The sequence below is a fragment of the Microbacterium sp. CFBP 8794 genome (assembly GCF_014841235.1).
GTDB lineage: Bacteria > Actinomycetota > Actinomycetes > Actinomycetales > Microbacteriaceae > Microbacterium.
Genome location: NZ_JACYTT010000005.1, coordinates 25,056 through 44,806, shown reverse-complemented (window position 1 = coordinate 44,806; position 19,751 = coordinate 25,056). Strand labels below are relative to the sequence as shown.

The window sequence follows — 19,751 nt, the reverse complement described above, 5'->3', positions numbered from 1 at the left end:
GGGCACGAGGTCACACAGTAGTCGTGCGCAGCCCGTCGATCCAATTGGCCAGGAGCCGGATGCCGGCCTCACCCGACTTCTCGGGGTGGAACTGCGTCGCCGACAGCGGGCCGTTCTCGACCGCCGCGAGAAACGGCGCACCATACGTGCACCACGTCAGAACGGGCTCCGGGAACGGCGGCGTGACCTCGAGTGACCACTGCTGCGCCGCGTACGAGTGCACGAAGTAGAAGCGCTCCTTCTCGATGCCCTGGAACAGGCGCGACCCGTCTCCGGACGCCACGGTGTTCCAGCCCATGTGCGGCAGTACGGGTGCTTCGAGCTCGTCCACCGTGCCCGGCCACTCACCGAGCCCGGGGGTGTCGGCACCGCGCTCGACCCCCCGCTCGAACATCACCTGCATGCCGACGCAGATACCGAGCACCGGGCGGCCTCCGGCGAGCCGCCGGTCGATGATCTCTCCCCCGCGGCTGGCGTTCAAGGCGCCCATGACCGCGCTGTATGCACCCACACCGGGCACGAGGAGCCCGTCGGCGTCGAGGAGCAGCGCGCGGTCGGAGGTCAGTCGCGCATCGGCACCGGCTTCGATGAGCGCCTTGACGGCCGAGTGGACGTTGCCGGAACCGTAGTCGAGGACCGCGACGACGGGCTTGCGCGTCACAATGCACCCTTGGTGCTGGGGATGCCGTCGACCAGCGGGTCGAGGGCCTTGGCCTGACGGAAGGCGCGCGCGAACGCCTTGTACTCGGCCTCGGCGATGTGGTGCGGGTCGCGCCCACCCAGAACGCGCACATGCACGGTGAGGCCGCCGTGGATCGAGATGGCCTCGAACGTGTGACGCACGAGCGAACCGGTGAAGTGTCCGCCGATGAGGTGGTGCTCGAAGCCCGCGGGCTCACCGGTGTGCACGAGGTATGGGCGACCGCTGATGTCGACGACCGCCTGCGCCAGCGCCTCGTCGAGGGGAACGAGCGCGTCGCCGTAGCGGGCGATCCCCGACTTGTCGCCCAGGGCCTGACGAATCGCCTGACCGAGCACGATCGCGGTGTCCTCGACCGTGTGGTGGGCGTCGATGTGGGTGTCGCCCGTCGCGCGCACCCGCAGATCGGTCAGCGAGTGCTTGGCGAAGGCCGTGAGCATGTGGTCGAAGAACGGCACCGTGGTCTGGATGTCGCTGACCCCGCGACCGTCGAGGTCGAGTTCGAGTTCGATGTGCGACTCGCTCGTCTCGCGCGTGATCGAGGCGGTACGGGGCGTGGCGGGGCCGGTCATGACCGCGATCCTACCGAGGCGAGGGCGTCGAGGAACGCGGTGGTCTCGTCGTCGGTACCGGCCGTGACACGCAGGTGGTGCGCGATGCCGACGTCGCGGATGAGCACGCCGCGGTCGTACAGCGCCTTCCACGTGGCGGCGGGGTCGTCGACGCCGCCAAAGAGCACGAAGTTCGTCCACGACTCGTGGGCGGTGTAGCCGAGGGCGGCCACGGTGGCCGAGATGCGGTCGCGCTGCGCGACGATCTCGTCGACCATCGACAGCATCGTCTCGGCGTGCACGAGGGCCGCCGTCGCGGCGGCCTGCGTGAGCGCGCTCAGGTGGTACGGAAGACGGACGAGTCGCAGCGCGTCGACCAGAGCAGGATCGGCCGCCAGGTACCCCACGCGTGCGCCGGCGAAGGCGAAGGCCTTACTCATGGTGCGCGACACCGCCAGACGCGGGCGACCGGGCAGCAGCGACACGGCCGAGGGCTCGTCACGCGGAGCGAACTCCTGGTAGGCCTCGTCGACGATCACGATGCCGTCGGTCTCGGCGTACACGGCCTCGATCACATCGAGACGCAGCGGGGTACCCGTGGGATTGTTCGGCGCGCAGAGGAAGACGATGTCGGGGCGGTGCTCACGCACCTGGGCCGCGGCGGCCTCGGCGCTCAGCGAGAAGTCGTGCGCGCGTTCCCCGGCGATCCATCGCGCGCCCGTCGCACGGGTGAGGATCGGGTACATCGAGTAGGTGGGTGCGAAGCCCATGGCCGTCCGGCCCGGTCCACCGAAGGCCTGCAGGATGTGCTGGAGCACCTCGTTGGAGCCGTTGGCCGCCCAGATCTGCTCGCGCGTCAGGCCATGACCAAGGTATGCGGCGAAGCTCTCTCGGAGAGCGGTGAACTCGCGGTCGGGATACCGGTTGACGTCGCGCAGGGCCCGAGCCACGGCGTCGAGGATGTCATCGGCCACCTCGGGCGGAACCGGATGCGTGTTCTCATTCACGTTGAGAGCCACGGGCAGGGCGGCCTGCGGGGCTCCGTAGGGGGTCATCCCCCGCAGATCGTCGCGAAGAGGCAGGTCGTCGAGGCGTACGGTCACCCCACCCATCGTAGGCGGCGTGCCGAGGAGCGGCTCATCGCGCACCCGCGGAGGTCAGCCGGCCTGGATGTACTCGGTGGGGATCGCGATGCGCTGACCGGCCGCGAGCGAGCCGCCCTGGAGGGCGTTCAGACGCGTGATCTCGGCGACGACGTCGCGCGGATCGGCCGCGGGGGCGATGTCTTCGGCGATCGACCACAGGGTCTCGCCGCTCATGACCGTGATCTCCGTGAACGAACCGGCCGGTGCGCCGGCGTCGCCCGAGGCGAGTGCTGCTCCCCCACCGACGGCGGCGACGCCGAGGGCGACGGCGAGCGGGAGGGCGACGACGAAGGCGACGACACGGCGCCCGCGGGCGGTGATACGCAGGCGGGTCGTCGAGGCGGTGGAGGTGATGCTGCTCATGGTGTGCTCCTTGGTGGGGAGAGATTCGCACCCCGCCCTCGGCCGGGAGGGCGGTGTGCGAATCTGTATTCCGAATCTATCTTCGATACTGCGACGGTGTCAACACACCGGTTGTCGGAAACGAATCGAACGCGACACGCGTGCGGCTCCGTGTCATTCGTGTCGTCGACCGGATACGGTTTCGACACGGAGACCTCATCACCAACCTCCGACATTCGAATTTCCGCCGCCCTTCCCGCGGCGCGAGGGGAGCACAGATGACCGACGCGACGACCGCCGCAGGGCGTGAACGACCGCAGACGCGACGGCGCAAGAACCTCAGCGACAAGCAGCTCGCGATCCTCGAAGTCATCCAGCGCTCGATCGCGCGGCACGGCTATCCGCCGAGCATGCGCGAGATCGGCGACGCCGTCGGCCTGAAGTCGCTGTCGAGCGTCACGCATCAGCTGAACCAGCTCGAGCTCAGCGGCTATCTGCGCCGCGACCCGGGCAAGACCCGCGCCATGGAGGTGCTGATCGACCTTCCCGGCACCGCCGCCGAGAACCCCGCCGACTCCGCCCCCGCGGTGGGCGACGCCGCCCTCGTGCCCCTGGTGGGCCGGATCGCGGCGGGCGTGCCCATCACCGCCGACCAGCACGTGGAGGAGATCTTCCCCCTCCCCCGCCAGCTCGTCGGCAAGGGCGAGTTGTTCATGCTGAAGGTCTCGGGCGACTCGATGATCGATGCGGCGATCTGCGACGGCGACTGGGTGGTCGTGCGCTCGCAGGCGAATGCGGAGAACGGCGAGATCGTGGCCGCGATGCTCGACGGCGAGGCCACGGTGAAGACGTTCCGTCGCCGTGACGGCCACACCTGGCTGCTCCCCCGCAACAGCGCGTTCGAGCCCATCCTCGGCGACGAGGCCGTCGTGCTCGGGCGCATCGTGGCGGTGCTGCGCGCGGTGTGAACCGTGCGTCGCGGCGGCGGGCGCACCACAATGGCGCCATGACCGTCGGCCCGCCCTCGACCGCATCGACCTCGACGAAACGCGTCGCGAAGCCGTCACCCGTGGTGCGCGTCACGGCATCCGTCGTGGTGCTGATCGTGGTGGCCCTGCTGACGCCGGTGGCCCTCGTCGCCTCCTGGGTGCGCGTGCAGCTCGTCGATGAGGACTCCTTCGTCGCCACGCTCGCGCCCCTCTCGTCCGACCCCGCCGTGCAAGACCTCGTCATCGCCGAGACGACGAGCGCCATCTCGGCGTCGGTCGACTTCTCGGCGATCGCGGGCGCGGGCGTCGACGGTCTCGTCGCCCTCGGCGTGCCGCAGGAAGCGGCGCGCGTCCTCGGCCTGGTCGCGCAGCCGTCGGCCGACTCGCTGCGCTCGATCACGCAGCAGGCGGTGACCGACGTGGTGCACTCCGACCGGTTCTCCGACGTCTGGTCGGGGGTCGTGCGCACCGCGCACCGCGCCTTCGTCTTCGGAGCCACCTCCGACGGTGGCGGCATCATCGTGCAGACCCCGGACGGCCTGGGCGTGCAGATCGGCGGGGTGGTCTCGGCGATCGTCGCCGAGCTGGACCTGCAGGGATCGCCCGTGGCCGCGCTGGTCCCCCCGATCGACCGGGTCGTGGTCCTCGGCGACGGAACGACGCTGCAGGCCGTGCGGTCGGCGTACGCCGCCGCCACCACGGCGGGAGTGGCGGCACCCCTGCTCGTGGGCGTGCTCCTGGTCGGCGGGGTCGTCATCGCTCCCCGCCGGCGACGCGCACTGATCGGCGCCGCCATCGCGGTCGCCGTCGGCTCGGCCACGGTGCTCGTGGCGGTCGCCGTGGGCGCGGCGCAGGCGCACCGCACCGCCGTTCTGCGGGGCTTCGACGCCGCGGGGATCGACGCCGTGGTGCGGCAGCTGTCGTCCGGTCTCGTGGGCACCGCGAGCGCGGTTCTGGGCATCGGCTTCGTCGCGGGCATCGCGGGCGTCCTGCTCGTCCGGCGTGCCCGACCCCGACGGATGTCGGAGCCCCGGCCTACGCTGGAGTGATGGCAGACACCCTCCCCTACGGTTCCTGGCCCTCCCCGATCACTCCCGAGTCGGTGGCGCGATCCTCCCCCCGCATCGACGGCGCGCTGTTCGTCGGCGATGAGGTGTGGTGGGCGGAATCCGTGCCCGCCGAGGCGGGTCGCGTCGCGGTGAAACGGCGCCGCGCCGACGGTGCGGTCGAGACGGTGCTGCCCGCACCCGCCAACGCCCGTTCCGCCGTCCACGAATACGGCGGCGGGGCCTGGACCGCCTCCGACGACGGGGAGCTGTTCTACGTCGAGAAGGCCGACCAGCGCGTCTACGCCCTTCGGCCGGGCGGCGAGGCGCGCGCGCTGACGCCGGCCGACGACACGGTGCGCCACGGCGGGTTGCGGTTCGAGCACGGCACCCTGCTCGCCGTTCGCGAGACGCACGAGAGCGACCGCGTCCCCGCACGCGCCATCGTGCGCATCTCGCTCGACGGCGCCGTCGACGTGCTCGCCGAGGGCAGCGACTTCGTCGCGCAGCCCGCGCTGTCGCCCGACGCCCGGTCTCTCGCGTGGGTGGCGTGGAACCACCCCGACATGCCCTGGGATGCCACGACCCTGCGCGTGACCGAGATCGGCACCGGCGAGGTGCGCGAGATCGCCGACACCCCGCGCCGCGCCCCGCTCCAGCCCGTGTGGCTCGGCGACGACGAGCTGTTGTACGCCGACGACCCCGACGGCCGGTGGAACCTGTTCCGCCGTCCCCTCGACGGCGAGCCGCAGCCGGTGTCGCCGGTCGACGCCGACACGGGCGGCGGGCTGTGGGTGCTCGGGACGCGGTGGTTCGGAGCGACCGACGACGGGCGCATCGTCGCCGTCCGCACCGACGGTGCCGACGAGATCGTCGAGATCGCGCCGTCCGGCGTGCGCCCGGTGGACGTGCCCGTCGTGGCCGGCGCGGCGATCGATGACGTGCGCGGGCACCGCGTGCTCGTGTCGGGCTCCGACGCCGGCGGCCGCTCGGGGCTGTGGGCGGTCGACCTCGACGCCGGCACCGTCGACCTGGTGACCGGTGGATCCGGGGCCTGGGGCGACGAATGGATGCCGACGGCCCGTGCCCTCGAGACCGAGGGGCCGCACGGACCCGTGCACGCTTTCGCCTACGCGCCCACGAACCCCGACGTCGCCGCGCCCGAGAACGAGCGCCCGCCCTACGTCGTGCTCGTGCACGGTGGCCCCACCTCGCACGTGGGTCCGGCGCCGTCAGCCAAGACGGCGTTCTTCACGAGCCGCGGCATCGGCGTGCTCGACGTGAACTACGGCGGTTCCACCGGATACGGTCGCGACTACCGTGACCGGCTGAAGGGTCAGTGGGGCGTGGTCGATGTCGATGACGTCGCCGCCGCGGCCTCCGCCCTCGCCGAGGCGGGTCTGGCCGACCGCGAGCGCCTGGCGATCGCCGGGGGCTCCGCCGGCGGATGGACGGTGCTCGCCGCCGTGACGAACACCGACGTGTTCTCGGCCGGGATCTCGCGCTACGGCGTGGGCGACGCCCGTGCCCTCGCCGAAGACACTCACGACTTCGAGGCCCGGTATCTCGACGGCCTGATCGGACCGCTGCCCGAGGCCGAAGCGGTGTACGTGGAGCGCTCGCCTCTGAGCCATCCCGAGCGCTTCCGCGTTCCCCTGCTCATCCTGCAGGGAAGCGAGGACCGGGTCGTGCCGCCGTCGCAGGCCGAGGCGATCCGTGACGCCCTCGCGGCGCACGAGATTCCCCACGCGTACGTCCTGTACGAGGGCGAGGGCCACGGCTTCCGCCGCGCCGAGACGGTAGTCGACTCCCTGCGACGCGAACTGGGCTTCCTCGGGGCGGTTTTCGGCTTCGAGACCCCCGGTATTCCGCCGCTCGAGCTGAGCTGAGGCTGTCGCGCGGCTGAAGCGGGCGATGCAGGCTCTCGGTGCGGAAGAAGCCGAGGCGTCGGCGCGCGCGCCGGGAGAGCGTCGGGGGCGAGGTCGGCGTCGACGGTGCGCGCCCCCGAACCGCACGCCGACAGGCCCCCACCGCGATCGGAGGGGGCCCGTCGTGCGACGGCCGTCAGGCCGCGAACTGCTCCAGCTCGGCCGCCAGGCGCGCCCCCACGTGAGCGTGCAGGAACGTCCCGGTGTCGCGGTGCTCCTGCGCCACGATCAGTCCGCTCTCGTGCACGGCCGACACGAGGTCACCGCGGTCGTACGGGACGACCGCCTGCACCTCGACGGCGGGCAGGGGCAGGGCGTCCTCGATGGCGGCGCGAAGCTCCTCGATCCCCTCGCCCGTGCGCGACGAGACGAACTTCGCGTTCGGGGCGAGGCCGCGCAGCACCAGGCGTTCGTCCTCGGTCACGAGGTCGGCCTTGTTGAAGACGACGATCTCCTGACCGAAGTTCGCGTCGACATCGCCCATCACGTCGCGCACCGTCATCAGCTGCGCGGCCGGATCGGGATGCGACGCGTCGACGACGTGCAGGATGACGTCGGCGTCGCCGACCTCTTCCAACGTCGAGCGGAACGCCTCGACGAGCTGGTGCGGCAGGTTGCGCACGAAGCCGACCGTGTCGGTCAGCGTGTACACGCGCCCGTCGGTCGTCTCGGAACGGCGGACCGTGGCATCCAGGGTCGCGAACAGCGCGTTCTCGACCAGCACGCCCGCGCTGGTGAGGCGGTTGAGCAGGCTGGACTTTCCGGCGTTGGTGTACCCGGCGATCGCGACCGACGGGATGGTGTGACGCTTGCGCTCGGCACGCTTGGCCTCGCGCGCCGGGGCGAAGTCGCGCAGCTGCTTGCGCAGCAGAGCCATCTTCGTGCGGATGCGACGACGATCGAGCTCGATCTTCGTCTCACCCGGACCGCGCGAGCCCATGCCCGCGCCTCCGGCACCGACCTGTCCACCGGCCTGGCGCGACATCGAGTCACCCCAGCCGCGCAGACGCGGCAGTAGATATTCGAGCTGCGCGAGCTCGACCTGCGCCTTGCCCTCGCGGCTCTTGGCGTGCTGGCTGAAGATGTCGAGGATCACCGTGGTGCGGTCGATCACCTTCACCTTCACGACGTCCTCGAGCGCGCGACGCTGGCTGGGGGCGAGCTCGGTGTCGGCGATCACGGTGTCGGCGCCGACGGCGGCGACGATGTCGCGCAGTTCGGCGGCCTTGCCGCGGCCGACGTACGTCGCCGGGTCGGGATGGGGACGACGCTGCAGAACGCCGTCGAGCACGACGGCCCCGGCGGTCTCGGCCAGCGCCGACAGCTCGCGCAGGGAGTTCTCGGCATCGGCCTGCTCGCCCTGCGGGTGCACGCCGACGAGAACGACGTTCTCGAGGCGCAGCTGGCGGTACTCGACCTCGGTGACGTCTTCGAGCTCGGTCGACAAACCGGCCACGCGGCGCAGCGCTGCGCGTTCCTCGCGGTCCCACTGCTCGCCGTCGGCGTCGCCGCCGTACGCCGTGGAGGCGTCTTGGAGCGCCTGCGCTGCACCGAAGACCCGGACCCCGCGGTGCGCTTCGGCGCGCGACAGCACGCGGTCCACCGGGTCGACCGGCGTCGCGTCCGTGCTCGGGGGTGTGGTCTGTTCGGTCATGTGTTCCTTCCGTCCGCGGGTGTTCCCGCGGTTTTTCCTGGTGTTCTCGCACTTTAGCCGCCCGCGGCGTCGCGCGGCCGGGTCGGATATTCTGTGGGGATGGGGAGCGAGCACTACTTCAGCGCGGCGCCGTCGAGTCCCGAACAGCTCCGCCGTATCCGAGTGACACTCGCGGGGCGCGAATTCGAGGCCGTGACGGCGGGTGGCGTCTTCAGTCCCGATCACGTGGATGCCGGAACCTCGGTGCTGCTGCACAACACCCCTCCCCCTCCCGCCGGCGGGGACTTCCTCGACCTGGGGTGCGGGTGGGGTCCGATCTCGTTGTCGCTCGCGCTCGCCTCACCGCACGCGACCATCTGGGCGGTCGACGTCAACGAACGTGCTCTCGATCTCGTGAGGCGGAACGCGCAGTCCCTCGGCCTCACCAACATCAACGCGGTGCGACCGGAAGATGTTCCCGACGACGTGTCGTTCCGGACCATCCGGTCGAACCCGCCGATCCGCGTGGGCAAGAGCGAACTGCACGGCATGCTCGAGCACTGGATCCCGCGGCTCACCGAGCGCAGCGACGGGTGGTTCGTCGTGCAGCGCAACCTCGGCTCCGACTCGCTGCAGCGCTGGCTGTCCACGACGTTCGAGAACGGCTACAGCGTGCAGCGGGCCGCCACCGGGCGCGGTTTCCGTGTGCTCCGGGTGCGCCGTCACGGCTCGCCACCGAGCGAGCCGATCGACATCATCGCCTGAGTCGCCGTCGTTCAGGCGCAGCGACAATCCCGACCGTCGGCCGGATGCCCCTCGGCTCGCGCCGGACCGCGGCCCATCGACGGGCTCAGGCCAGTGCGACCTCGCCGGTGAACACCAACGATGCCGGCCCCGACAAGAACACGCGCCCCTCGGCGACCCGCACCCCGAGCGTGCCGCCGGGGGTGTCCACGACCCACGAGTCGGGAGCAGCCGCCCCCGCCCAGTGCCGCACGGCCAGAGCGGCGGCCGCGACGCCGGTGCCGCAGCTGAGCGTCTCGCCGACGCCGCGTTCGAAGACGCGCAGGCGGATCGCGCCGACGCCGTCATGCACCAGCGGATCGGCGGGAACGACGAACTCCACGTTCGCCCCGTGCCGCGGCGCGGGATCGAGCACCGGCTGGAAGGCGAGCTCGAGGCCGTCGAGCTCGGCCTCGGACGACAGCGCGACGACGACGTGCGGGTTGCCCACGTCGATGCCCACGCCCGGTCGCGCCACCGGAAGCCCCTTCGCGCGGACGAGGGCCTCTTCCGCCTCGATCGCGTAGGCCCCCAGATCGACCTCGAAGCCGCGATCGCTGCGGGTGAGGGTCTTGACCCCCGCGCGGGTGCCGATGCGCAGGCCCCCCTCGATCGAGGCGAGGCCGGTGTCGGTGAGGTAGCGGGCGAACACGCGTGTGCCGTTGCCGCACATCTCTGCCGCGGACCCGTCGGCGTTGCGATAGTCCATGAACCACTCGGCGCCGGATGCCATGGCATCCGCCCCCTCGTCGATCGCCGAGGAGCGCACCACGCGCAGCAGACCGTCGGCACCGATGCCGAAGTGGCGGTCGCAGAGCGCGGCGATCTGCGCGGCGGACAGGTCGAGCTCGCCGTCGGGGTCGGCCACGACCACGAAATCGTTGCCGGAGCCGTGGCCTTTGGTGAACGCGAGAGTCGCCATGCGACCAGTCTAGGAGCGGGCGTCGGGGTCGCTTCCCGGGGCGTCTGCGAAACGGCACCGCGCGGGTGACGGCACGCGCTCCTCGCGGCGGTCGCTAGGCTGTCCCAGCCCTCCGCCCCGTCCGTTTCGAGGAGACCCATGCCCAAGCCCGCCGCCCTGGTCCCGCCCTCGTTCGATCGCCCTCCGCTGGACGATCTCGATCCGGGAGAGCCCGCGGCCCTCGCTCCCCGGGCGGCCCTGGAGGGGCTGTCGTTCCGCGACCTCCGCGTCGACGGTCTCGACCTCGAGAGCGCGGAACTGACGCTGTGCCGCATCGAGGGCCTCCGCGCGCCCGAGGTCACGCTGCGGTATGCGCACCTGTCCGAATCCGCGCTGTCGGGCTGGGACGTGCCGATCGTCCGGTCGGCGCGGACCACGTGGCGCGACGTCGAGATCGAGGGTTCGCGGACGGGATCGCTCGAGGCCTACGAGTCGACCTGGAACGGCGTGCATTTCGTCAACTGCCGACTCGGATTCGTGAACCTGCGCGGGTCGCACCTGCAAGACGTCGCCTTCACCGACTGCACGATCGACGAACTCGACCTGGGGCAGTCCCGGGTCACCCGCTTCGCCGCGAGCGGCACCCGGATCTCGCAGCTCATCGTCGAGCAGGCGACGCTGCAGCACACCGACCTCCGCGGCGCCGAGCTGGAAGGCCTCGCGGGTCTGTCGGCGCTGCGAGGCGCGACCATCTCGTCGATACAGCTGCAGCAGCTGGCCCCGCTTCTGGCCGCGGACCGTGGCATCACCGTCCGGGACTGACACGAGCGGGCGCGGGTCGGCGATAGACCCGTGGGCCCGACGCGTGAGGCCCGCGCCGGGAACGCAGACCGCCGCGCTCAGCCGGGTGGCGGCGGTCCGCCCGGTCCGTCGACGACGAGCCTCTTCCCGGTGGCCCACGTCTCGAACGGTTCGTACCCCAGGGCGTCGTAGAAGCCCCGGGCGCCCGTGTTCTCGGGACGCACCATGAGCTGCACCTTCGGACAGCCGAGCGCCTCGAGCAGCCGCTCCGCCTCGGCCACGAGCAGGCGACCGACACCTCGACCGCGGTGCGACGCCGCCGCGGCCAGGTAATAGAGCCATCCGCGATGGCAGTCGTAGCCCGACATGACGCTGCCGACCACCGTGCCGCCGTCGACGGCCACGAGGAACAACTCCGGCTGCACCGTGAGCTTGCGGCGGATGTCGGCTCGGGGGTCGTTCCACGGTCGGGTGAGACCCGCCTCCTCCCAGAGGGCCACGACGGCGTCCTCGTCGTCGAGCTCGAAGCTCCGCACGACGATGCTCACTCCCCCACCTCGCCCGCGGACACCAGGGTCGTGGCATCCACGGTGCGGGCGTCGACCCATCGAGCCTGGGCGTAGCGGCGGAACCACGACACCTGTCGCCGCGCGTACCGACGAGTGAGGGCCTGCGTCTCGGCCACCGCCTCGTCTCGTGTCAGGTCGCCGCGGAGCTGCGAGAGGGCCTGTGCGTACCCGATCGCCCGTGCGGCGGTGACCCCGCGCTCGAGCCCGTCGCCGCGCAGCCGCTCGACCTCGTCGACCATGCCGGCGGCCCACATGCCCTCGACGCGGGCGTCGAGGAGCGGCACGAGCTGTTCGCGGTCGACGGTCGTCGCGATGATCCGGGTATCGGGATGCCAGAACTCCGGCGCGGAGGGAAGGGCGCCGCCGTGCGTCTCGCCGCCCTGTGCCAGCACCTCGAGCGCCCGCACCACGCGGCGACCGTTGCGCGGATCGATGCGCTCGGCTGCGGCGGGATCGGCCTCGCGCAGGCGCGCGTACAGCGCACCCGCGCCGAGACGGTCGAGCTCCGCCTCGAGCCGCGCCCGGACGGCCTCGTCGCGCGGGGGGAACCGGAAGTCCCACAGCACTCCCGAGACGTACAGGCCGGAGCCGCCCACGAGGATCGCGTCGGCTCCGCGCCCGTGGATCTCGGCGATCGCCGCGCGGGCGGCATCCTGATACCAGGCCACCGCCGCCTCGTCGGTCACGGCGAGAGCGTCGAAGAGGTGATGCGCAATGCCGCGTCGGTCACCGACCGGGAGTTTCGCGGTCCCGATGTCCATGCCCCGGTACAGCTGCATGGCGTCGGCGTTCACGATCTCGGCCGCGCGTCCCCGGGCGGCGAGGGCCTCGGCGAGATCGAGGGAGAGCCCCGTCTTGCCGGTGCCGGTGGCCCCGACGACGGCCCACAGGCGCGGCGCGGCGGAACTCACACTCCGACGCGCAGGGACGGCAGACCGAGCGAGACCGCGCGCGGGGTCGCGGCGTCGCCCGCCGGCGCCGGGACGCCGCAGGACTCCGCCTGCGAACGGTCCCAGGCATCTCCCGCGCGCGTCCGACGGATGCGCAGGGGGGCGGCATCGGGCGCGTCGGCCAGCAGGTGGAAGGGCGCGGCGTGCGTCACGGTGACCGAGACCACGTCGCCGGGACGCGGGACGGGAGAGCCCGCCGGCACCTCGAAGTGCACGAGACGATTGTCTTCGGCGCGACCGGTGAGGCGGTGCGTCGCGGCGTCCTTCTTGCCCTCACCCGCCGACACGAGCACCTCGAGCGTGCGTCCGAGCTGCTTCTGGTTCTCTTCGGCCGCGATGCGGTCCTGCAGCGCCATGAGCCGCTCGTAGCGCTCCTGCACGACGGCCTTCGGGACCTGGTCGGGCATGGTGGCCGCCGGCGTCCCCTCGCGGATGGAGTACTGGAACGTGAAGGCGGTCGCGAACCTCGATGCCTCGACGACCCGCAACGTCTCGAGGAAGTCCTCCTCGGTCTCGCCGGGGAAGCCCACGATGATGTCGGTGGTGATCGCCGCGTGCGGCATGCGCTCGCGCACCCGATCCAGGATGCCGAGGAACTTCTCGCTCCGATAGGACCGGCGCATCGCCTTGAGCACGCGGTCGGACCCGGACTGCAACGGCATGTGCAACTGCGGCATGACGGCGGGCGTCTCGGCCATCGCCGCGATGACGTCGTCGGTGAACGCGGCGGGGTGCGGGCTCGTGAACCGGATGCGCTCGAGGCCCTCGATCTCGCCGGCCGCGCGCAGGAGCTTGCCGAAGGCGAGGCGATCGCCGAATTCGACGCCGTAGGAATTGACGTTCTGGCCCAGCAGAGTGACCTCGATGGCACCGTCGTCGACCAGCAGGCGGATCTCGTTCAGGATGTCGCCGGGGCGACGGTCCTTCTCTTTGCCGCGCAGGCTCGGCACGATGCAGAACGTGCAGGTGTTGTTGCATCCCACCGAGATCGACACCCAGCCGCTGTGCACCGAATCGCGCTTGGTGGGCAGGGTGGAGGGGAAGATCTCGAGCGACTCGAGGATCTCGAGCTCGGCCTCGCCGTTGTGGCGGGCGCGCTCGAGCATTCCGGGCAGCGATCCCATGTTGTGCGTGCCGAAGACGACATCGACCCACGGCGCCTTCTGCTGCACGGCGTCCTTGTCCATCTGCGCCAGGCACCCCCCGACCGCGATCTGCATGCCCGCGTGGGCGTCCTTGCGGGACTTCAGGTGCCCCAACGTCCCGTACAGCTTGCCGGCAGCGTTGTCGCGCACGGCGCACGTGTTGATCACGACGACGTCGGCCTCGGACCCGACATCGGCGCGGACGTACCCCGCGCTCTCGAGCGATCCCGACAGGCGCTCCGAATCGTGGACGTTCATCTGGCATCCGAAGGTGCGCACCTCGTAGGTGCGGGCGCCCGTCTCGCCCTGTGCGGCGGGAGAGGGAGCGATGAGCGTCGGGGAGGAAACGGGGGTCGTCATGATGCGAGCAAGTCTAAGCGCCGGGGCGGGACGAGCCTCGGGCCGGACTCGGCGTCACTCCGACAGGCGCGGAGCGACCGTGGTCGCCGGAGACTACCGAGAGGCACTACTGGTCGATGGCCGCGGACTACCGGTGTGCCACATTTAGCGCAAAAGGCGCATACGCTTCGGTTAAAGGCCGGACGACGCTGTGCTCAGTAGGTAGCCTTTTGGTCGTACGCCATAACCCGTCCGCCTGCGGGTTTTTCCGGGGGGAGATGGGCATGCGGAAAGAACGATCGAGGGAGTGGGCGAAAGCCCTCGTGGGGGCAGATCGGAACGCCGGCGTGCTGGCATCCCGACTGCGAGAGGGGACCTCTCTCGTGCTGGCGGGGCCACGAGGAAGTGGACGGAGCTACGTGCTCCGCACCGTCGCCGCCGAGCTCGAACGCTGGGGGTCCGCGCCCGTCGTGCTACGGCCGTCCGCCCTCTTGAGCGACATCCCGTTCGGCGCGGTCGACGCCACCGACGACCCGCGAGCCTCAGCTCTGCGGGACGGCCCGCCACCCGACTCCGACCGCACCATCGTGATCGTCGACGACGTCGACGCGCTCGATACCGCCTCTACGACCGCGATCGTCCGCGCGGCGGCCGCGCGGCGGATCACCCTGCTCATCGGCGTGCGCACCGCGCGGGCGCGGGCAGCCCGCCCCACCGCAGAATCCGACGCGCAGCGCCTCGCCCTGGGACTGTGGCACGACGGCTTCGCGAAGCGGATCGATCTCGGCGAGCTCATCGCCCCCGACGCCGAGGAGCTCGTGGCCCTCTTCCCCGGGAGCGAGACTCTCGACAGTGCCACCCGCGCGGGGCTCGTGTGGCGCGCCGACGGCTCCCGCACGCTTTTGCGGCGCCTGCTTCTCGAGGCCCTCTCGGCCGTGGCCGCGGGACGTGATCCCCTGCGCGCGCTCGAGAACATCGCACCGCAGAGCCGCCTGGCCGTCGCCGTCGAGAGTCACGTCGCCGACATCGCCCCCGACGACCTCATGTGCCTCTCCGTCGTCCACCGACTCCCCCACCTCGAGCTCAGCGTGGCGACACGCCTGTTCCCGACCGACACCGTCGGCGGCCTGGTGGCCGGTGGACTGATGCACGCCGACGGCACTCCGGCTCGGCGCCTCACGGCGAACGATCTCATCGCGCGCGAGGCCGAACGCCAGCTCGGGTCGGCGTGCGTGCGCGCGGTCATCGACGCCGCCTGTGAACGCATGCTGGCCGAGGCAGAAGAATGGTGGAGCCTGCCGATCTCGCTCCACGTGGCCGAGAAGTGGCATCGTGACGGTTCCTCTGCGGCCGACGCCCCGCCGGTCGATCCCCTCGTCCGCGCGCGGATCGCGCTCGACGCGGCGAGGATCGCCAACGATCGAGGCGACTCCGCTCATGCGGCCGCACACGCCGCGCGGGGCCTGCGCGCCCACGATCATCCCGACCTGCGACTGGAGGCAGTGCTCGCCTCCGGGGGGTGGAACGATTCCGCGTCCGGAGTCGACGCGGTCGACGCGTCGGATCGCGACGTCCTCCGGCGACTCGCTCGGCTGCGCGCGCGACCGCGCGACGGAGCCACTGACTCCGCAGCCCCGCGTGACGAGGGTGACGCGGACACTCAGATCGAGGTCTTGCTGGTGCGATCCGGCCAGGCGGGCGACGCCCTCGACTGGGCTGGGGCCGCCGACCTTGCGGCCCAGGCCGTGGCGGTCCAGGCTGCGTCGCCCGAAGCGCGTCTGCGCGCACTCATCACCGCCGGAACATCGGCGACCTTCCATGGCGGGTGGAGCGCGGCATGCCGGTACTACCGCGCCGCGGAAAGACTCCTCGACTCCCGCCAGAAGATCACGGGGATCGCCGCCAAGGACCGATTGTCAGCCGTGATGTTCATGCTCGCCGGGTATCAGGTGGCGGGGGCTGACGGCAACGACGTGCGCCAGCGGCTCGACGAAGAGCTGCGTACCGCGGCACGCGAGGGCGGGGCAGCAGAGCTGACGCTCGCGGGGGCTGCGGCCTCCATCGCCTTCGCCGGCGAGGGCCGACCCGTCGAGTCGCAGCGGGAGTTGGAGGCGGCGCTCGGCCGGCAGCCGCTCGCCGTCACGGACGCGAATGCCGCCATGATCGAGCTGGGCGTCGCCGAGGAACTCGCGATGAGCGGGCGCACGAAGGAGGCACGCGCCTCTTTGGCGAGTCTCGACCTGGAAGCCAGCCCGATGCTCCTTCACGGCATGCGGTACGTCGAAACGACCATCCTCGCGGCCGAAGGGCGAGACGAGGAGGCGCGGGCGACCGCTCGCGCGGCGGCCGAAGTGACGGCCGGGACGACCGCTGCGGCGCTGCGGATCCGCGACCTCTTCCGCCTGTCGACCCTGGGAGCAGCCACCCGGGAAGAGACCGACGAACTCATCCAGCTCGCCGCCACCACAGACCTCCCCCTCGCCACCGAAGCGGTGCGGCGGTTGTCGGCCCGTTCGGTGGAAGAGGAATCGACTCCCGTCGACGAGCTGCGCTTGCACAACCTGTGGACCGCGGATCACGGCGAGCGGTGGACGGAACCGGGAGGGATCGAGCGGCTCCCCGCGCACTCCCCTGCCCTGGCCTCGGGCGAAGAACTGACCCGACGCGAGCACGAGATCGCCGTGCTGGTCGTCGAGGGCCTGACGAACCGAGAGATCGCGACACGACTGTTCCTGTCGGTACGCACGGTCGAATCGCACGTGTACCAGGCGCGCTTGAAGGTGGGAGCGGCGAGTCGACGCGATCTGGGCCGTATGGTGGCCGCCGGTGTGGTGCCTGTGCCGCCCGGGGTGCGGTAGCAGGCCCGCCGCGCGTGCGGCGAGCGGACCCGCCGGGCGTGCGGCGAGCGGACCCGCCGGACGTGCGGCGAGCGGGCCCGCGGTGGGCGGACCCGCGGTGGGCGGACCCACGGTGAGCGAGCCGCCCGGGCCGCGGTGAGCGGGCCCGCCGACGTCTGGCGTGCGCGACCCGTCGGGCGACGCGCGACACTCAGTCGTCGGGTGTGAAACGAACGCTCGTCGACGGCGAAGACCGGAACGTCGAACGGCTGCGGCCCAGTCCGGCCTCGTCGAGCGCCGTCCGCGCCGCCGTCAACGCCACCGACGAGGGGTAGCCGCGTCGCGCGAGCTGGCCGACCAAGCGGCGCAGATCGGTGTCGAAGTCTTTGCCGCCCACCGACCGCACCTTCGATCGAGCGAAGTCCAACGCTCGCTCGGCGTCGTCGTCGGGCATCTCGGCGATCGTCGCCTCCGCGACATCGCGCGAGATGCCGCGCTTGCGCAGAGTCTCGGCCACCGCACGACGACCCTGCCCGCGGCGCTCGGTCGCCGACATGGCCAGCTGCTCGGCGAACGATGCGTCGTCGAGATAGCGGAGGTCGAGGAAATGATCGATGATCTCGGCCGTGATCGCGTCGTCGACGCCGTCGACACCGCGCAGAACCGTTCGCGCCTCAGATAACGACAGCGAGCGGGAGTTCAGCTTGCGCAGCAACACGGATTCGGCACGCTCGCGGATCTCTTCGGGGCTCGGCGCAGCCTCTTCGGGGACAAGACCTTCGTCGGCGTCTCCGGGGCCGTCGACTCGTGAGAACCCTCGTCTCGATCCTCGTGAGCCGCGTTGCGCCGGGTGCTCGTTCCGGTCGCGCCAGGACGACGATCCGGCGGGAGCGTCGCCCGATCCGCCTCGCGAGGGGTGCGCCCCTTCGCCGTTCCCGAAAAGCGGGATGACGGGAGCGAGGGTGTCGTCGTCCAGGGCGCGCAGCGCGGGCCGCGCACCCCGTGCGTCGTCGACGCCGAGCGCGGCCTCGTCGCTCGACGCGACCTCACCGACGGAGCCCGAATCGACGGCGCCCAGGTCCCGGTCGTCGATATCGTCGGGGTTCTGGTCGCCGCCCGCCCGTGTGAACGGACGAAGACCAGAACCCGATTCGCGTTCCGTCATCAGGCCGGGCGGCGGGCAGCCAGCTCATCGTCAGCGGGAGCTTCGGCGACAACGGAAGGTGCGCCGATGCCCGTCTTGTTCTTGATCTTCGTCTCGATGTCTCCGGCGATGTCGGGGTTCTTGATCAGGAAGTTTCGGGCGTTCTCTTTACCCTGACCCAGCTGTTCGCCGTCGTAGGTGTACCAGGCTCCGGACTTCTTGACGATGCCGTGCTCGACACCGAAGTCGATCAAGCTGCCCTCTCGCGAGATGCCCACGCCGTACAGGATGTCGAACTCGGCCTGCTTGAACGGCGGAGCCATCTTGTTCTTCACGACCTTGACGCGCGTGCGGTTTCCGACCGCCTCGGTGCCGTCCTTGAGCGTCTCGATACGACGGATGTCGAGGCGAACCGACGCATAGAACTTCAGCGCCTTACCCCCGGCGGTCGTCTCGGGCGAACCGAAGAACACGCCGATCTTCTCGCGCAGCTGGTTGATGAAGATCATCGTCGTGTTGGTGGTGTTGAGCCCACCCGTGAGCTTGCGCAGCGCCTGCGACATCAGACGAGCCTGCAGACCGACGTGCGAGTCGCCCATCTCGCCCTTGATCTCGGCCTCGGGCACGAGAGCGGCGACCGAGTCGATGACGACGAGGTCGATGGCTCCGGAACGGATCAGCATGTCGGCGATCTCGAGCGCCTGCTCACCGGTGTCGGGCTGCGAGACCAACAGCGCGTCGATGTCGACGCCGAGCTTCTTGGCGTACTCGGGGTCGAGCGCGTGCTCGGCGTCGATGAACGCGGCGATGCCGCCGGCGCGCTGCGCGTTGGCGATCGCGTGCAGGGTCAGCGTGGTCTTACCCGAGGACTCCGGGCCGTAGATCTCGATGATGCGGCCGCGAGGCAGTCCGCCGATACCCAGAGCGACGTCGAGGGCGACGGAACCGGTGGAGATGGTCGCGATGGGCGCACGGTCGTCGCTGCCCAGGCGCATGACCGAGCCTTTTCCGAACTGCCGGTCGATCTGGGCGAGGGCTGACTCGAGGGCCTTTTCGCGCTCTGCGGGTGAGGGCATGACGTCTTCTTTCTGCTCGCGTTCCGGTCGCCTATAGGCTGTCGCGCTCCCCATCGACGATGGGGCTGCCCGACAAGGCGTTCAGAGTGTCGTTCGACGTTGTCCACGTTAGGGAGGGCCTCCGACATTGGCGGAGGAGAACCTCCCCGATGGGGATGAACGCGTCGCAATCGCTCTTGTGAAGGAGCCTACCGATAATCGAACGAAGGTTCGATGACCGCCGCGCCCGGCGTGTCCGACTCCCGAAACCTCAGTGTCGTCGCGGTTCGAGGCGACCGACGCCGTACCGACGGTCGGCGGGCACGTCGGTCTCGGCACACAACGCCAGCCAGACGTCGCGCGGGTCGACTCCCGCCGCCAACGCGTCGACGCTGGTGCGGCCGCCGACCGCGGACAGGACGAGGTCGGTCAGCAGAGAGCCGCCGCGTGCGCCGAATTCATCTGCCACGGCGCGATCGAACTCGCTACGACGCATGGAAGACGACGAGTCGGCTGCTCAGCGCAGCGAGAGCTCGGGTTCGACCGATGCGACGAGCTCGTCGGGAACGACGTCGGGGAACGTCTGGAGCCCCTCGAGGACGGAGAGTCGGTCTCCGACTTCGCGCATGATGGTGGAGATGGGAACGTCGAGGGCCTCGGCCACCGAGGCGAGGATCTCGCTCGACGCCTCTTTCTGGCCACGCTCGACTTCGCTGAGGTACCCGAGGGCCACGCTCGCGCGGCTCGCGACCTGGCGGAGGGTGCGACCCTTCTGCTGGCGGAGGTCACGCAGGACTTCGCCGATCTCTTGACGAACCAGGATCATTTCGGGCCCTCCTCACTGCTGATTCCGTCGCTGTCCGGGTGGACAACTGTAAACACCGTCTGTGTCA

Annotated in this window: 19 protein-coding genes; 6 read left to right on the top strand and 13 right to left on the bottom strand. The window is 70.9% G+C overall.

Annotation, left to right across the window (positions count from 1 at the left end; genetic code table 11):
* Window positions 1–10 precede the first annotated feature (10 nt).
* Genes hisH through IFU19_RS14185 form a run of 4 tightly spaced genes read right to left on the bottom strand, consistent with a single transcriptional unit; the run spans window position 11 to window position 2,759 of the window.
* Entirely contained in the window at window positions 11–661 is a 651-nt protein-coding gene (gene hisH, locus IFU19_RS14200; RefSeq protein ID WP_191926162.1) for an imidazole glycerol phosphate synthase subunit HisH, read from the bottom strand.
* Entirely contained in the window at window positions 658–1,272 is a 615-nt protein-coding gene (gene hisB, locus IFU19_RS14195; RefSeq protein WP_192212017.1) for an imidazoleglycerol-phosphate dehydratase HisB, read from the bottom strand. Before hisB ends, hisH begins: the two co-directional genes overlap by 4 nt.
* The gene (locus IFU19_RS14190; protein ID WP_192212016.1) at window positions 1,269–2,363 is read right to left on the bottom strand and encodes a histidinol-phosphate transaminase; all 1,095 of its coding nucleotides are present in this window, start codon (window positions 2,361–2,363) and stop codon (window positions 1,269–1,271) included. Before IFU19_RS14190 ends, hisB begins: the two co-directional genes overlap by 4 nt.
* Window positions 2,364–2,408: 45 nt before the next feature.
* Window positions 2,409–2,759, bottom strand: a complete 351-nt coding sequence (locus IFU19_RS14185) for a LysM peptidoglycan-binding domain-containing protein (protein ID WP_055835195.1) — start codon at window positions 2,757–2,759, stop codon at window positions 2,409–2,411.
* Between the two features lie 257 nt (window positions 2,760–3,016).
* Between IFU19_RS14185 and lexA the strand changes: the two genes are divergently transcribed.
* From lexA to IFU19_RS14170, 3 genes are read left to right on the top strand one after another with little or no spacing between them, the layout of a single operon-like run.
* On the top strand, window positions 3,017–3,706 hold the full coding sequence (gene lexA / locus IFU19_RS14180; protein WP_055835192.1) for a transcriptional repressor LexA: 690 nt from the start codon (window positions 3,017–3,019) through the stop codon (window positions 3,704–3,706).
* A 38-nt stretch (window positions 3,707–3,744) separates the two neighbouring features.
* Window positions 3,745–4,776 carry a hypothetical protein gene (locus tag IFU19_RS14175; RefSeq protein ID WP_192212015.1) on the top strand — a complete coding sequence of 344 codons (1,032 nt, stop codon included), beginning with the start codon at window positions 3,745–3,747 and terminating at the stop codon, window positions 4,774–4,776.
* Window positions 4,776–6,662 (top strand): S9 family peptidase, encoded by a 1,887-nt coding sequence (locus IFU19_RS14170; protein ID WP_192212014.1) that lies wholly within the window; start codon window positions 4,776–4,778, stop codon window positions 6,660–6,662. The genes IFU19_RS14175 and IFU19_RS14170 overlap by 1 nt, the downstream gene beginning before the upstream one ends.
* 175 nt (window positions 6,663–6,837) lie before the next feature.
* Here the strand turns inward: IFU19_RS14170 and hflX are convergent, their stop codons facing one another.
* Complete coding sequence (gene hflX, locus IFU19_RS14165; RefSeq protein ID WP_192212013.1) at window positions 6,838–8,355, bottom strand: GTPase HflX; 1,518 nt, start codon at window positions 8,353–8,355, stop codon at window positions 6,838–6,840.
* Between the two features lie 99 nt (window positions 8,356–8,454).
* On the opposite strand from hflX, the gene IFU19_RS14160 reads away from it, so the two are divergent.
* Window positions 8,455–9,099: a class I SAM-dependent methyltransferase gene (locus tag IFU19_RS14160; RefSeq protein WP_191915352.1), complete on the top strand. Its 645-nt coding sequence runs from the start codon at window positions 8,455–8,457 to the stop codon at window positions 9,097–9,099.
* An 85-nt stretch (window positions 9,100–9,184) separates the two neighbouring features.
* Here the strand turns inward: IFU19_RS14160 and dapF are convergent, their stop codons facing one another.
* The gene (gene dapF, locus IFU19_RS14155; RefSeq protein WP_192212012.1) at window positions 9,185–10,039 is read right to left on the bottom strand and encodes a diaminopimelate epimerase; all 855 of its coding nucleotides are present in this window, start codon (window positions 10,037–10,039) and stop codon (window positions 9,185–9,187) included.
* A gap of 138 nt (window positions 10,040–10,177) precedes the next feature.
* On the opposite strand from dapF, the gene IFU19_RS14150 reads away from it, so the two are divergent.
* The gene (locus IFU19_RS14150) at window positions 10,178–10,840 is read left to right on the top strand and encodes a pentapeptide repeat-containing protein (RefSeq protein WP_192212011.1); all 663 of its coding nucleotides are present in this window, start codon (window positions 10,178–10,180) and stop codon (window positions 10,838–10,840) included.
* Between the two features lie 77 nt (window positions 10,841–10,917).
* Here the strand turns inward: IFU19_RS14150 and IFU19_RS14145 are convergent, their stop codons facing one another.
* From IFU19_RS14145 to miaB, 3 genes are read right to left on the bottom strand one after another with little or no spacing between them, the layout of a single operon-like run.
* Window positions 10,918–11,367, bottom strand: a complete 450-nt coding sequence (locus IFU19_RS14145; RefSeq protein WP_342343431.1) for a GNAT family acetyltransferase — start codon at window positions 11,365–11,367, stop codon at window positions 10,918–10,920.
* Window positions 11,364–12,299, bottom strand: coding sequence for a tRNA (adenosine(37)-N6)-dimethylallyltransferase MiaA (gene miaA, locus IFU19_RS14140; protein WP_192212009.1), 936 nt, complete (start codon window positions 12,297–12,299; stop codon window positions 11,364–11,366). The genes IFU19_RS14145 and miaA overlap by 4 nt, the downstream gene beginning before the upstream one ends.
* Window positions 12,296–13,843, bottom strand: a complete 1,548-nt coding sequence (gene miaB / locus IFU19_RS14135) for a tRNA (N6-isopentenyl adenosine(37)-C2)-methylthiotransferase MiaB (RefSeq protein ID WP_070408220.1) — start codon at window positions 13,841–13,843, stop codon at window positions 12,296–12,298. The genes miaA and miaB overlap by 4 nt, the downstream gene beginning before the upstream one ends.
* Before the next feature lie 398 nt (window positions 13,844–14,241).
* Here miaB and IFU19_RS17085 point away from each other — a divergent pair, with 398 nt between their 5' ends.
* A complete protein-coding gene (locus tag IFU19_RS17085) occupies window positions 14,242–16,680 on the top strand; it encodes a LuxR C-terminal-related transcriptional regulator (RefSeq protein ID WP_192212008.1) in 2,439 nt (812 codons plus the stop codon).
* A 190-nt stretch (window positions 16,681–16,870) separates the two neighbouring features.
* Here the strand turns inward: IFU19_RS17085 and IFU19_RS14125 are convergent, their stop codons facing one another.
* The 4 genes from IFU19_RS14125 to IFU19_RS14110 form a co-directional block, all read right to left on the bottom strand.
* Complete coding sequence (locus tag IFU19_RS14125) at window positions 16,871–17,824, bottom strand: regulatory protein RecX (protein ID WP_192212007.1); 954 nt, start codon at window positions 17,822–17,824, stop codon at window positions 16,871–16,873.
* Complete coding sequence (gene recA / locus IFU19_RS14120; RefSeq protein WP_191915344.1) at window positions 17,824–18,879, bottom strand: recombinase RecA; 1,056 nt, start codon at window positions 18,877–18,879, stop codon at window positions 17,824–17,826. Before recA ends, IFU19_RS14125 begins: the two co-directional genes overlap by 1 nt.
* A gap of 250 nt (window positions 18,880–19,129) precedes the next feature.
* Window positions 19,130–19,354 carry a DUF3046 domain-containing protein gene (locus tag IFU19_RS14115; RefSeq protein WP_055835152.1) on the bottom strand — a complete coding sequence of 75 codons (225 nt, stop codon included), beginning with the start codon at window positions 19,352–19,354 and terminating at the stop codon, window positions 19,130–19,132.
* 21 nt (window positions 19,355–19,375) lie between these two features.
* Complete coding sequence (locus IFU19_RS14110) at window positions 19,376–19,684, bottom strand: helix-turn-helix domain-containing protein (RefSeq protein WP_055835145.1); 309 nt, start codon at window positions 19,682–19,684, stop codon at window positions 19,376–19,378.
* Window positions 19,685–19,751: the final 67 nt, after the last annotated feature.